The sequence below is a fragment of the uncultured Sulfitobacter sp. genome, assembly GCF_964021855.1.
Classification (GTDB): Bacteria; Pseudomonadota; Alphaproteobacteria; order Rhodobacterales; family Rhodobacteraceae; genus Sulfitobacter.
This window is the reverse complement of record NZ_CAXHZD010000001.1, coordinates 1,071,611-1,085,350: the sequence shown is the minus strand read 5'-3', so window position 1 is coordinate 1,085,350 and position 13,740 is coordinate 1,071,611. Positions and strand designations below refer to the sequence as shown.

General features: G+C 58.7%; 9 protein-coding genes. 5 read left to right on the top strand and 4 right to left on the bottom strand.

Annotated features, from left to right (window positions below; genetic code table 11):
• Window positions 1–142 precede the first annotated feature (142 nt).
• Genes hisG through hisS form a run of 3 tightly spaced genes read right to left on the bottom strand, consistent with a single transcriptional unit; the run spans window position 143 to window position 3,548 of the window.
• The gene (gene hisG, locus AADJ11_RS05265; protein WP_341233480.1) at window positions 143–832 is read right to left on the bottom strand and encodes an ATP phosphoribosyltransferase; all 690 of its coding nucleotides are present in this window, start codon (window positions 830–832) and stop codon (window positions 143–145) included.
• Entirely contained in the window at window positions 829–1,908 is a 1,080-nt protein-coding gene (locus tag AADJ11_RS05260; protein ID WP_341233479.1) for an ATP phosphoribosyltransferase regulatory subunit, read from the bottom strand. Before AADJ11_RS05260 ends, hisG begins: the two co-directional genes overlap by 4 nt.
• Window positions 1,908–3,548 (bottom strand): histidine--tRNA ligase, encoded by a 1,641-nt coding sequence (gene hisS, locus AADJ11_RS05255; protein WP_341233478.1) that lies wholly within the window; start codon window positions 3,546–3,548, stop codon window positions 1,908–1,910. The genes AADJ11_RS05260 and hisS overlap by 1 nt, the downstream gene beginning before the upstream one ends.
• A 214-nt stretch (window positions 3,549–3,762) precedes the next feature.
• On the opposite strand from hisS, the gene AADJ11_RS05250 reads away from it, so the two are divergent.
• Window positions 3,763–3,957 carry a SlyX family protein gene (locus AADJ11_RS05250; protein WP_005852080.1) on the top strand — a complete coding sequence of 65 codons (195 nt, stop codon included), beginning with the start codon at window positions 3,763–3,765 and terminating at the stop codon, window positions 3,955–3,957.
• A gap of 20 nt (window positions 3,958–3,977) precedes the next feature.
• Here AADJ11_RS05250 and dnaE read toward each other — a convergent pair whose 3' ends face one another.
• Window positions 3,978–7,511 carry a DNA polymerase III subunit alpha gene (dnaE, locus tag AADJ11_RS05245; RefSeq protein ID WP_341233477.1) on the bottom strand — a complete coding sequence of 1,178 codons (3,534 nt, stop codon included), beginning with the start codon at window positions 7,509–7,511 and terminating at the stop codon, window positions 3,978–3,980.
• Between the two features lie 222 nt (window positions 7,512–7,733).
• On the opposite strand from dnaE, the gene xdhA reads away from it, so the two are divergent.
• The 4 genes from xdhA to AADJ11_RS05225 are packed head-to-tail and all read left to right on the top strand — an operon-like array spanning window position 7,734 to window position 13,700.
• A complete protein-coding gene (gene xdhA / locus AADJ11_RS05240; protein ID WP_341233476.1) occupies window positions 7,734–9,140 on the top strand; it encodes a xanthine dehydrogenase small subunit in 1,407 nt (468 codons plus the stop codon).
• Window positions 9,137–11,422: a xanthine dehydrogenase molybdopterin binding subunit gene (gene xdhB / locus AADJ11_RS05235; RefSeq protein ID WP_341233475.1), complete on the top strand. Its 2,286-nt coding sequence runs from the start codon at window positions 9,137–9,139 to the stop codon at window positions 11,420–11,422. The genes xdhA and xdhB overlap by 4 nt, the downstream gene beginning before the upstream one ends.
• A complete protein-coding gene (gene xdhC / locus AADJ11_RS05230; RefSeq protein ID WP_341233474.1) occupies window positions 11,419–12,183 on the top strand; it encodes a xanthine dehydrogenase accessory protein XdhC in 765 nt (254 codons plus the stop codon). The genes xdhB and xdhC overlap by 4 nt, the downstream gene beginning before the upstream one ends.
• The gene (locus AADJ11_RS05225; RefSeq protein WP_341233473.1) at window positions 12,180–13,700 is read left to right on the top strand and encodes an ABC transporter ATP-binding protein; all 1,521 of its coding nucleotides are present in this window, start codon (window positions 12,180–12,182) and stop codon (window positions 13,698–13,700) included. The genes xdhC and AADJ11_RS05225 overlap by 4 nt, the downstream gene beginning before the upstream one ends.
• The last annotated feature ends 40 nt before the right edge of the window (window positions 13,701–13,740 follow it).

The window sequence follows — 13,740 nt, the reverse complement described above, 5'->3', positions numbered from 1 at the left end:
AAGACACCATATGCGGCAAGGTTGGAATTTGAGTTTATTTTGCAAAATGAAATAGCTGCAGCCCTAGCATTTCATTTTGCCCCCAAAACTCCCGCCGGAGGCAAAATTAAAAATGTAATCGCGCGTTAGCGCGGCCTTTGGATTACGCCAGCTTTTTCAGCAATGCCGCAAGGGTCCGGCGTTCTTCATCATCCAGATCGGCCGTGCGGCTGCGCCACAGCGTCGCTTGCGATTTCAGGATCAGACCATCCGACAGAATTTTCAGATGGTTCGCCCGCAAGGTTTCGCCGCTTGATGTGATGTCGGCGATCGCTTCTGCGGTTTCGTTTTTCACAGTGCCTTCTGTCGCGCCCTGGCTGTCGACCAGCGCATAATCCGCCACCCCGGCACCGCGCAGAAACTCGCGCACCAGGCGGTGGTATTTGGTTGCAATACGCAGACGGAATCCGTGTTGCGCGCGAAACGCTGCCGCCGCCGCATCCAGATCATCCAACGTATCCACATCCCGCCATGCAGCAGGCACAGCGATAATCAAATCAGCGTGGCCAAAGGCAAGTTCCTCAACCGGCATCACCAGTTGATCCCAGAGCGCCAGCTTTTCTTCGATCAGGTCCGTACCCGTCACCCCAAGGTGAATGCGCCCTGCTGCCAGTTCGCGGGGGATTTCCCCGGCTGACAACAGCATAAGCGACACGCCATCGATGCCGCCAACCGCAGCTGCGTATTCACGATCGGACCCCGTGCGCTGCAAGGTGATGCCGCGCGCCGCGAACCATTCGAATGTTTTCTCCATCAACCGGCCTTTGGAGGGCACACCAAGTTTGATCGTCATTGCAGCGCCTCCAGTTCCAGCATCAGCCCCGGGCGCATCACCCCACCGACAGCTGGGATTTCATCGCCCTGCCCCAGCCGTTTTGTCAGCGCATCATAGCGGCCACCGCTAGCGATGGCGGGTAAATCGGGCCGGGCTTCAACGCGGAAGCCAAAGACGAACCCGTCATAATATTCCATCGACGCACGACCATAGCTTGCTTCGAACGCCAGTTGATCCGTATCGATACCACGGGCAGCCAACGCATCTGCACGCGCCACAGCCAAATCCACAGCACCTGCAATCGCGGGCAAATCAACCGCTATGTCATGCAAACGGCTCAGCGCATGGGGCATTACTTCGCGCACGTCCAACAGCGCCGCAATCAGCGCCACTTGTTCTGCCGACAAAGCAGGTGCCTTGGCATCCTCGCGCAGCGCATCAATCCGCGCCTCGATCTCTTGCGCGCTGCGCAAACCGATCATCGGTGCATCGTTTTGTACCGTCCCGGCCAGCAACGCAGCCCGAGAGGCCGGCACCGGCGTCTTGCCCGAGAAACGGTCCAGCAAGCTACGAAACCGTCTGGGCCGCCAGATGTGACGCATCAACGCGGCCTTACGGCGCTCCGTCGTGTCCAAACCCTTGACCGCAGCCATCAAGATGCCGATATCGCCGGTAACTGGTTTCACGGGTAACCCATGTAATGCTTCTGATATCAGCGCAAACACTTCGGCATCCGCCACCGCCGGATCCGCCCGATCAAACACTTCGTAACCGACTTGGATAAATTCATTGGCCCGCGCGGGGTCATGTTCCTGGCGGCGGAAAACCTCGCCCGCATAGGTATAGCGCGCCGGGTCCGCGCCATGGGCCATATGCATCTGGACGACCGGTACCGTGTAATCAGGCCGCAGCATCTGTTCACCGCGCAGCGCGTCCGATGTCACATAGGCACGCGCCCGGATATCCTCGCCATACAAATCCAGCAATGTTTCAGCAGGTTGCAAGATCGGCGGTTCCACCACCATCGCGCCCTGTGCCTCGAACATCGCACGCAATTGCGCCGCCTTGGCAAGCGTCTCTGAACGGGTTGGCATCAGCGCTCCAGCTCCAGTATTTCACGCACCTTCGCAACCAGATCGGATCGCGGCACTTCATATTGGCTGGGCCGGTCTTTCCATTCCTCAAGCGTCGCGTTTTCGGCAATCTTAGCCCCAAGGATCAAATCCTTGATCTGGATCATCCCGCTATCAAATTCATCCCCGCCCGCAATCACTGCGACAGGGCTGCCCCTGCGATCTGCGTATTTCAACTGGTTGCCAAAGTTCTTGGGATTGCCCAGATACACCTCGGCCCGAATGCCCGCCTGACGCAGTTCAGCCACCATCGCCTGATAGTCGGCCATACGCGCCTTATCCATCACAGTGACGACAACTGGGCCGACGGTATCACTGGTCAAACGCCCCTTGGCGTGCAGCGCGGCCAACAGGCGATCTACGCCGATCGATACGCCGGTCGCGGGGACTTCTTGGCCGGTAAAGCGCTTGACCAGATCGTCATAACGCCCACCGCCCGCAACAGAGCCAAAGTTCCGCACGCGGCCTTTGTCATCCTTGATCTCGAATGTCAGCTCGGCCTCGAACACGGGGCCGGTGTAATACCCAAGGCCACGTACCACGGATGGGTCGATACGAATACGGTCAGCAAGATACCCTTGGCTTTCAACCAGTTCGTAAATTGTCACCAGTTCCGCGACGCCTTCCTTTCCTGTGTGAGAATCTTCAACAATCCCCGCCAAGTAGTCGACTACCAACTTGTTTCTCGCGTGTGCAGAAGCGATGTGTATTGTCTCTTCTAATTCCGGAGAAAGGTTAACTGCAGAAGGTAACTCAAAGCTGCCAGTCGCCTCGTCGCCGCTTTCACTCTGGCGGCCCAAGAGAATTCGCCGATCGACTTCGTCATTGGCATCGACGAAACGCATTATCACATCGGCCTGCGTATCTGTCAGACCAGCACCATCGGTAAAGTCACCACTATCGTCTTTGCGCCCTTCGCCCAACAAAGCCCGCACGCCTTCAACCCCAAGCCGATCCAGCTTATCAATCGCGCGCAAAACAATGCCACGCTCGGCTGCAAACTTGTCCGGGTCTGACGGGTCAAGCACGCCCGCCACTTCCATCACGCCGTTCAACACCTTGCGGTTGTTGACGCGCACGATGTAGTCGCCGCGCTCGATCCCGACCTCTTCCAAACAATCCGCCAGCATCGCGCAAATCTCGGCATCTGCAGCCACCGAAGGCGCGCCAACCGTATCCGCATCACATTGGTAAAACTGACGGAACCGCCCCGGACCGGGCTTCTCATTACGCCAGACAGGACCCATCGCATAGCGACGATAGGGCGTCGGCAAATCGTTGCGGTGCTGCGCGTAAACTCGGGCAAGCGGCGCGGTCAGGTCATAGCGCAACGCCAACCAGTCACCCGGCTTGTCCGCGTCCGCATCTTCTTGCCACGCAAAAACCCCTTCGTTGGGGCGGTCCACATCGGGCAAAAACTTACCCAAGGCCTCAACCGTCTCAACACCCGAACTCTCAAGCGCGTCAAACCCGTAGCGATGATAGACCCCAGCAATCTTGCGCAGCATCTCGGCGCGCTGCGTTACCTCAGCGCCGAAATAGTCACGAAAGCCTTTTGGCGTTTCTGCCTTGGGGCGGGGGGTCTTCTTTGGCTTGGCCATGGGATCACATCCTGCGGGCTGAACTTTGCGCTTCGCGTCTACCCCACCCCCCCGACAAGAGCAAGCAAACCACACGCCTTTCCCCTCCGCTGACCTTGGGCCTTCTCTGGCTTGAAAATATCCTCGGGGGTCAGGGGGCAGACAGCCCCCTGCCGGTTGTCAAATGGGCTGACCTCACCTATCTGCGGATTAATCAAACAAGAAGGATCAGAATATGGACAAGCTAGAAGAACAAATGGCCCATCTTATCCGAACAGTTGATGATTTGTCAGATGTGGTTGCCCGTCAGGAAACCGAAATCGCCACGCTGACCCGTCGCGTACATATGTTGATGCAACGCGAAGGTGAACGCGAGGCAGCAGGCAGCGAAGGTGTCGTGATCGGCAACGAACGCCCGCCCCATTACTGATCTAGCCGCCAACCCGCTGGCTAGATTTCCTCGACCTCCAAAACCCCGCTTAGGGACCGGATCGCGCCCTTTATCTTGGGCGTGACCGGATATTCTGCGCACAGGTCAACTTCGACTTCGCCCGGCAGGCTTGGATCCATCAGGCACAGCTGGATCGGGCCTTTTCCAGCCGATTTTGCTGCCGTCCGCGCGCCAGCCAAAACCTCGGCCACGGCCTGAATGGCGACGGCCTCATCGACGAAAATGCGCAGACCCATGTTGCCCGCATCCGCCACGACCGAGTCGATCGGCGCGACCGACCTGCCCAGCAATTTCAACTGGTCGCTTTCCATGGTCGCCTCGACCATCACGACAACCTTTGATCCGGTCTCAAGGTGATCCCGCGCCAATTCAAGCGTGTCCGAGAACAGTGTAACCTCATAAGCACCCGTCGGATCAGACAGCTGCGCAAAGGCAAAGCGGTTGCCACGGGCGGATTTACGTTCCTGTCTGCCTGCAACGATCCCGGCGAGCCGTGCGTTCATCGCCCCTTTGACCGACACCTTCTCGGTCAGTTCATCCAAGGTCAGAAACGGTACGCCGCCGCTACCTGCCTTGCGTTTCATCGGGCCCATATAATCGTCCAGCGGATGACCGGATAGATAGAACCCGACGGCCTTGAATTCCTCGGTCAGGCGCTCGGCTGCCTCCCAATCATCGCAGGGCAGGATGCGTGGTTCGGGCAAATCATCGCCCGCTTCGCCAAACAGCGACACCTGATTGCTGGCCTTTTGTTCGTGGATGGCGGCGGAATAATTCACCAACCCATCCAGCGCATTCCAGACCCGGCGGCGGTTGCTGTCCAACTGGTCAAACGCGCCCGAGCGGGCCAGCATTTCCAACGGCCGCTTGCCCACACGTTTCAAATCGACGCGCCGCGCCAGATCAAACAACGTCGCAAAAGGCTTGTCCACGCCGTCGACCTTGCGGCCTTCGGTGATTAGTTTCATCGCCTCGACGCCGACGTTTTTCAACGCCCCAAGCGCATAGACCAGCGCGCCATCGACCACCTTGAATGTCGCATCAGAGCGGTTCACGCAGGGTGGCACCCATGGCAGTTCCAACCGTTTGCGCACTTCCTCGAAATACACTGCCAGCTTGTCGGTCAGGTGAATATCGCAGTTCATCACACCGGCCATAAATTCGACCGGGTGGTTCGCCTTTAGCCATGCGGTTTGATAGCTGACCACGGCATAGGCAGCCGCGTGGGATTTGTTGAAACCATAGTTGGCGAATTTTTCCAAAAGGTCGAAGACTTCGGACGCTTTTTTCTTGTCCACGCCATTGGCCATCGCACCCTTTTCGAATTTGGGGCGTTCCTTGGCCATTTCCTCGGCGATCTTTTTACCCATCGCGCGGCGCAACAGGTCAGCACCACCAAGGCTATAGCCTGCCATAACCTGCGCGATCTGCATAACCTGTTCTTGGTAAACGATAATACCTTGGGTTTCTTCCAGGATATGGTCAATCGACGGATGCACGGATTCGCGCTCTTTGATCCCGTTTTTGACCTCGCAATAGGTCGGGATGTTTTCCATCGGGCCGGGGCGATACAGCGCCACCAGGGCCACGATATCCTCGATACATGTCGGTTTCATCCGTTTCAGGGCATCCATCATGCCGCTGGATTCAACCTGAAACACGGCCACAGTCTTGGCGCTGGCATAGAGCTTATATGACGCCTCATCATCCAGTGGGACGGTGGCAATATCGTCGATCAATCCCTCTGGCGGTTCGAACAATTCGGTCCCGTCCGCGGCAATATGCAAATGGCGGCCCGATGCCTTGATCTGATCCACCGCGTTCTGAATGACGGTCAGGGTTTTCAGGCCCAAAAAGTCGAACTTGACCAGACCGGCCTGTTCCACCCATTTCATGTTGAACTGGGTCGCAGGCATATCGGATCGCGGATCCTGATATAGCGGCACAAGCTGATCCAACGGCCTGTCGCCAATCACAACACCCGCCGCGTGGGTTGATGCGTTACGCAGCAACCCTTCGACCTGCTGGCCGTAGTCCAGCAGCCGCGCAACGACCTCCTCATTGCGGGCCTCTTCGCGCAAGCGTGGCTCGTCTGCCAAAGCTTTCTCGATGCTCACCGGCTTTACGCCCTCAACCGGGATCATCTTGGACAGGCGATCCACCTGACCATAAGGCATCTGCAAAACGCGCCCAATGTCTCGTACCGCCGCCTTGGACAGCAGCGCACCAAAGGTGATGATCTGCCCCACTTTGTCGCGCCCATATTTACGCTGCACGTACTGGATCACCTCCTCGCGGCGATCCATGCAAAAGTCGATGTCAAAGTCGGGCATCGATACACGTTCGGGGTTTAGGAACCGTTCAAACAGCAGTTGATAGCGCAGCGGATCAAGGTCGGTGATGGTCAGCGCATAGGCCACCAGTGACCCCGCGCCCGACCCCCGCCCCGGACCCACGGGAATATTCTGATCCTTGGCCCATTTAATAAAATCCGCAACGATCAAGAAATAGCCGGGAAAGCCCATGCCCTCGATAATACCCAGCTCGAAATCCAGCCGCTTTTCGTATTCCTCTACGCTGGTCGCATGTGGAATAACTTTCAGCCGTTCCTTCAAGCCGTCATGGGCCTGACGCTTCAGCTCTTCAATCTCGTTATCGGCAAATTTGGGCAAGATCGGATCGCGACGATAGGCCATAAAGGCGCAGCGCTTGGCGATCTCTACCGTATTTTCAATCGCCTCAGGCAAATCGGCAAACAGCGTCACCATCTCGGATTGTGATTTGAAATAATGCTGTGCCGTCAGCCGGCGGCGGTCTTGCTGCTGATCAACATAGGCCCCGTCGGCAATACAGATCAGCGCATCATGCGCCTCATACATCGTTGTTTTCGGGAAATAGACGTCATTGGTGGCCACCAAGGGTATGCCCATCGCATAGGCCATCTCGACAAAACCGCGTTCGGTCAACCGCTCTGCTTCGGGTTGGCCGTTCTCGTCCGGATGCCGCTGCAACTCGACATACAGACGATCACCGAACGCCCCATGCAAACGTTTCATCAACGCCTCGGCTGCAGGCCGCTGTGCCGCTTGCAGCAACTGCCCGACAGGGCCGCCAGCGCCCCCGGTCAGGCATATGATCCCCGCGCTATATTGCTCAAGCTCGTCTAATGTCACCTCGGGCAGCGCGCCGCCTTTGTCGATATAAAGGCAGGAGTTCAGCTTCATCAGGTTTTCATACCCGGCCTCTGACTGCGCCAGCAGCACAACAGGGGCGGGATCGCGGGGTTTCTCGCCCGGCTGCGCCGCAACATAGGCCAGATCAACCTGGCACCCGATTATTGGCTGAACACCAGCGCCCGACATGGCGACGGAAAATTCCAGCGCCGCAAACATGTTGTTGGTGTCGGTCAACGCCATTGCAGGCATATCAGCCGATTTACATAAATCGGGCAGCTTTTTCAGCCGCAACGCCCCTTCCAGAAGCGAATATTCGGAATGGGTGCGCAGGTGAATGAATCGGGGTGTGTTTGCCATCCCCCAAGCTTAAGCGACCAAACCCAAAGCCGCCATACCCGCTGTCACGTCATGCCCATAATTTCGACCGCCCCTCACTAAAACCCCGGCGGGATACCGGAAAACCCTTGCCAATGCCCTGCCCCAGCGCATAGCTTCGATCAGCATTTGCCCGCGCCGCGTTCTACGTCGCATCGAACCTCGCGCATGTTTAGGGCTCCGGTACCGCGGCGGAACGAACCTATGGACATCACTTTTCTCCTCAACGGGGAAGTCGTGTCGCTGACCGGCATTTCTCCGACGACAACCTTGCTTGACTGGCTGCGCGAAACCAAACACCTGACCGGCACCAAAGAAGGCTGCAACGAAGGCGATTGCGGTGCCTGCAGCGTGATGATCAGCGATCAGTCTGGTCACCGCGCCCTGAACGGCTGCATCCTGTTCCTGCCGCAGATCAACGGTAAATCCGTCACCACCGTCGAAGGCCTCAGCGCCCCAGACGGCACACTGCACCCCGTGCAACAAACGATGATCGACCATCACGGCAGCCAATGCGGATTTTGCACCCCCGGCTTTGCCGTCACCATGGCCACCGCCCACCTCAACGGGGCAACTGACCACGACACACAACTCGCCGGGAACCTGTGCCGCTGCACCGGCTACGCCCCGATTATTCGCGCCGCAGAAGCTGCCGAAAACCAAGCCGTGCCCCAGCACCTTAAAGCCCTTAAAATTCCAAATGGACAAAAATCCTCGGGGGGTCCGGCGCAGCCGGATGGGGGCAGACAGCCCCCTCAACATATCCAACCCACCACAACCGATGAACTGGCCCGCTGGTACGCCGCGCACCCCGATGCGACACTGATTGCGGGGGCCACAGATGTCGGCCTTTGGGCCACCAAACAATTCCGCGACCTTGGGGCCACAGCTTTTCTGAACCAGCTCACCGATCTGCACGGCATCACCGACGCAGGTGATCACTGGCGTATTGGCGCGATGACCACGATCACGGAAATTGAATCCCACTTCGCCCCCCATCATCCCAGCCTTGCCACCATGCTGCGCCGCTACGGGTCAACCCAAGTGCGCAATGCCGCGACCATCGGTGGCAACATTGCAAACGGGTCCCCCATTGGGGATGGCCCGCCCGCCTTGATCGCTATGGGGGCCACCTTGCACCTGCGCCACGATGAAAGCCGCCGCAGCCTCCCTCTCGAAGATTTCTTTATCGACTACGGCAAGCAAGACCGCGCACCCGGCGAATTTGTCGAGGCAATCACGATCCCCAAGCAACCCGACACGCTGCGCTGCTACAAACTCAGCAAACGTTTTGACCAAGACATTTCGGCCGTGTGTGGCTGCATCAGCCTAACCCGCGAGGGTGACACCATCGCCGATGCGCGTATTGCCTTTGGCGGCATGGCAGGCACCCCGAAACGCGCGGCCCGGACCGAGGCGGCGCTGATCAACCAACCGTTTACCGAGGCAACATTCCGAGCAGCAATGCACAACATCGCAGAAGATTTCCAACCGCTCTCGGACATGCGCGCCTCTGCCAGCTATCGCTTACAAACCGCCCAGAATATGGTGCTGCGCTATTTCTTTGACATCCAAGGCGTCGATACAGACGTGCAGGCGGTGTCCGCATGAGCGTCGCCAAGCCCCTCCCCCACGATGCGGCGAAACTCCATGTGACGGGCGCTGCGCGTTATGTGGATGACATTCCAACGCCCGCGAACACGCTCCACATTGCCTTTGGTCTAAGCAAACCCGCCGCGGGCCGTTTGGTTTCCATGGATCTAAGCGCCGTGCGCGCCGCGCGGGGTGTGGTCGCGGTCTATACGGCGGATGATCTAGCCTTTGCCAATGATGTGTCCCCGTCGAACCATGACGAACCTTTGCTGGCAACAGACGCCGTGCATTACGCGGGTCAGCCCTTGTTCATGGTGGTAGCCGCCAGCCATCTGGCAGCCCGCCATGCTGCGCGCCTGGGCCGGATCGAGATTGAGGAAACCGATCCCATTTTGACAATCGAACAAGCTCTAGCTGCCGACAGCCGGTTCGAAGACGGCCCGCGTATCTATCAAAAAGGTGATGCGGCAGTTGCCTTGAAACAGGCCCCCAAAACCCTTTCGGGGTCTATCAACATCGGCGGACAAGAACATTTCTACCTCGAAGGGCAAGCCGCCCTTGCCCTGCCGCAGGACAATGGCGACATGGTCGTCCATTCCTCAACGCAACACCCGACCGAAATCCAACACAAAGTCGCCGAAGCCCTTGGCGTGCATATGCATGCGGTGCGCGTAGAGACACGGCGCATGGGCGGCGGCTTTGGCGGCAAGGAAAGTCAGGGCAATGCGCTGGCCATCGCCTGCGCCGTTGCGGCATCCAAGACCGGGCGGCCCTGCAAGATGCGCTATGACCGCGACGACGATATGATCATCACGGGCAAACGCCATGATTTCCGGATCGATTATACCGTTGGGTTTGATGCCAAGGGCAAGATCACCGCGCTGGATTTCACCCACTTCACCCGCTGTGGCTGGGGCATGGACCTCTCCCTGCCGGTCGCGGACCGCGCGATGCTGCACGCGGATAATGCCTATCATCTTGATAACATCCGCATCACCTCGCACCGTCTACGCACCAATACGCAAAGCGCGACGGCCTTTCGCGGGTTTGGCGGCCCGCAAGGGATCGTCGGGATCGAACGTGTGATGGATCACATCGCCCATCATCTGGATGCCGACCCGCTGGCCGTGCGCCGCGCGAATTATTACGCCGATGCGCCAAGCGCTCAGCTGCAAACCACCCCTTATCACCAACCGGTGAAAGACGGGATCATCAATGCGCTGACCGACCGGCTGGTCGCCTCATCAGATTACGTCGCGCGTCGTGCGGCGATTGATGCGTGGAACGCCAGCCAACCCGTGTTGAAACGTGGCATTGCGCTCACGCCGGTCAAATTCGGCATCTCCTTCACCCTGACCCATCTCAATCAGGCAGGGGCATTGGTGCATGTCTATAACGATGGATCGATCCATCTGAACCACGGCGGCACCGAAATGGGCCAAGGGTTGTTTCAGAAAATCGCCCAAGTCGCGGCCAGCCGCTTTGGCGTCGATGTCAGCGCGGTCAAGATTACGGCGACGGATACTGGCAAGGTGCCCAACACCTCTGCCACTGCTGCGTCCTCCGGCACTGATCTGAACGGGATGGCGGTACAAGCGGCCTGCGATACAATCCGCGACCGGATCACGGCGCATCTGGCGCAAACCCACAATGTCGCGCCAGAAGCCGTGACATTTGCGGACGGCATGGTCACAATCGGCGATGGGCAGGTCACCTTTGTCGAGGCCGTCATGTCGGCGTATCTCGCGCGCGTCTCGCTTTCCTCAACCGGTTTTTACAAAACACCAGACATCGAATGGGATCGCATCACGGGGCGTGGTAGCCCGTTCTTTTACTTTGCCTATGGGGCCGCCGTGACCGAGGTCGTGATTGACACGCTGACGGGTGAAAACCGTATCCTGAGGGCAGATATTTTGCATGACGCAGGCGCGTCTCTGAACCCCGCGCTGGATATTGGTCAGATCGAAGGCGGATACGTGCAAGGCGCTGGCTGGCTGACCACCGAAGAACTGGTGTGGGATGATCAGGGCACCCTAAAAACACACGCACCGTCGACCTATAAAATACCCGCCATTTCGGACCGGCCCGATATCTTTAACGTCGCACTTTGGGATCAGCCGAACCCGGCGCAGACGGTGTACCGGTCCAAAGCCGTGGGCGAGCCGCCCCTGATGCTGGGCATATCGGCGTTTATGGCGCTCTCGGATGCGATCCGCGCCTGTGGGGCGACTTACGCGGATTTGCAAACACCTGCGACCGCCGAGGCTGTGCTGACCGCCACCCTCAAGGCCCGCGCATGAGCGACGCAATATATATAGAAATCACCGCGACGCGCGGTTCGACCCCGCGCGATGCGGGCACCGCGATGAAGGTGACGGCGAACGACATCGCAGGCACCATCGGCGGCGGTGCGCTGGAACATCAGGCCATTTTGACGGCCCGCGAAATGCTTGGGCAGGGCCGAAAGGCGCAAACGCTCACGGTGCCGTTGGGCCCGAACCTTGGGCAATGCTGCGGCGGGGCTGTCACGTTGAACTTCACCGATAGTCTGCGGCAAACCGATCCCATCGTGGTGCCACCCAAAATACGCATTACGGACCATGCGCCGCTTGATCTATGGCTCTGGGGCGCGGGCCATGTGGGGCGTGCAGTTGTGCGCAACAGCCCGAAAGGCGCGTTGAACATCACGTGGGTCGATACAGATTATGACCGGTTTCCGCCCGATATTTCCCCTGACATCACCGTCCTGCCAGCCGCCGATATGCCGCGTGTTGTAAAGCATGCGCCGACCTCTGCGCACCACCTGATCTTCACCTATTCCCATGACATCGATCTGGCGCTGTGCGCGGCTTTGCTGGACCGGACCGCCGCCAGCATCGGCCTGATCGGTTCAGACACCAAATGGTCACGTTTTCGCAAAAGATTGCGCGCGGCGGGGCGTGATCCCGCGCCCATCATCTGCCCCATAGGTGATAAATCACTTGGCAAAACCCCTGACGCTATTGCAAACGGGTGCCTGAGCAGGCTTCTTGACCAAGCGAAAACCAAGGAATTTCTATGAACACTCCCCCCCTTCTTGCGCTTTCCGGCCTGACCAAGGCCTATCCCGGTGTGGTTGCCAACGATGATGTGTCGCTGACAATCGCCCCCGGTGAGGTTCATGCGCTGCTGGGGGAAAACGGTGCTGGTAAATCGACGCTGGTCAAGATGATCTATGGTCTGGTCAAGCCGGACAGCGGCACGATGCAGATGCATGGCGCGGCGTTCCACCCCAACGAACCACGCGCGGCTCGGGCCGCTGGCGTTGGCATGGTATTTCAACATTTTTCGCTATTCGATGCGTTAAGTGTTGCGGAAAACATCGCCCTCGGGATGGAGGATGCGCCCAAGTTGGGTGCATTGAGCAAACAGATCCGCGACGTGTCCGAAGCCTACGGACTGCCATTATCACCCGACCGCGTTGTCGGCGATCTTTCAGCAGGGGAACGTCAGCGGGTCGAGATTATTCGCTGCCTTTTGCAGGACCCCAAGCTGTTGATCATGGATGAACCCACGTCGGTTCTGACCCCGCAAGAGGTCGAAATCCTGTTCAAAACCCTGCGCAAGCTTAGCGCCGAGGGGACAGCAATTTTGTATATCTCCCACAAGCTCGAAGAGATCCGCAGCCTGTGCGACAGTGCCACCATTTTACGGCTGGGCAAGGTTGTTGGCCATTGCACGCCGTCAGAAACATCCGCCCGCGACATGGCCGAGATGATGGTGGGCAGCATCCTGAAAACGCCGCTGCGCACGGGTAAAACGCCGGGGGATGTGTTGTTGGACTTGCAGGCCCTGAATGCAAAGTCGCCGTCAGCCTTTGGCATGCCACTACGCGACATATCGGTTCAGGTGCGCGCTGGCGAAGTTTTGGGCATCGGCGGTGTTGCGGGCAACGGCCAAGACGAATTGCTGGCCGCGCTGTCCGGCGAAAACTTGTCTCATTCGGGTATGGTCTTTTTCAAGGGCGACGACATTGGCCAGCTTGGCCCTATCGCGCGGCGCGGCCTTGGTATTCTTGCCGCCCCAGAGGAACGATTGGGCCACGCTGCCGCGCCTGATATGACGCTGACCGAAAACGCGATGCTCACTGGTGCCGTCCGCGAAAAACTAGAGCGCCGCGGCATGCTGAACTGGCCTGCTGCCACGCGCTTTGCCGAGCGGATCATCAAGGAATTCGACGTCCGCACCCCCGGCCCCGGTAACGCGGCGCGTTCATTATCTGGCGGCAACCTGCAAAAATTCGTCATCGGTCGCGAGGTTTTGCAGCGCCCCGAGGTGTTGATCGTGAACCAGCCAACCTGGGGCGTTGACGCGTCAGCCGCCGCATCGATCCGGCAGGCACTGCTGGATTTGGCCGAAAACGGTGCCGCTGTCATCGTCATCAGTCAGGATCTGGACGAGTTGATGGAGATATCAGACCGGTTTGCCGCGCTGAACGAGGGCCGCTTGTCAGAGCCGCGCCCGGCGCAAGGTCTGACGGTGGACGAGATCGGGTTGATGATGGGCGGTGCCCATGGGATGGAGGTCGCGCATGTTTGATTTGGTGCAGACGGGGGTTTCACACCCGTCGTCCATTGGG

What these genes read in the sequence shown, in the direction of transcription:
- hisG (WP_341233480.1), bottom strand. Translation starts at nt 832, where the DNA reads ATGACGATCAAACTTGGTGTGCCCTCCAAAGGCCGGTTGATGGAGAAA.
- AADJ11_RS05260 (WP_341233479.1), bottom strand. Translation starts at nt 1,908, where the DNA reads ATGCCAACCCGTTCAGAGACGCTTGCCAAGGCGGCGCAATTGCGTGCG.
- hisS (WP_341233478.1), bottom strand. Translation starts at nt 3,548, where the DNA reads ATGGCCAAGCCAAAGAAGACCCCCCGCCCCAAGGCAGAAACGCCAAAA.
- AADJ11_RS05250 (WP_005852080.1), top strand. Translation starts at nt 3,763, where the DNA reads ATGGACAAGCTAGAAGAACAAATGGCCCATCTTATCCGAACAGTTGAT.
- dnaE (WP_341233477.1), bottom strand. Translation starts at nt 7,511, where the DNA reads ATGGCAAACACACCCCGATTCATTCACCTGCGCACCCATTCCGAATAT.
- xdhA (WP_341233476.1), top strand. Translation starts at nt 7,734, where the DNA reads ATGGACATCACTTTTCTCCTCAACGGGGAAGTCGTGTCGCTGACCGGC.
- xdhB (WP_341233475.1), top strand. Translation starts at nt 9,137, where the DNA reads ATGAGCGTCGCCAAGCCCCTCCCCCACGATGCGGCGAAACTCCATGTG.
- xdhC (WP_341233474.1), top strand. Translation starts at nt 11,419, where the DNA reads ATGAGCGACGCAATATATATAGAAATCACCGCGACGCGCGGTTCGACC.
- AADJ11_RS05225 (WP_341233473.1), top strand. Translation starts at nt 12,180, where the DNA reads ATGAACACTCCCCCCCTTCTTGCGCTTTCCGGCCTGACCAAGGCCTAT.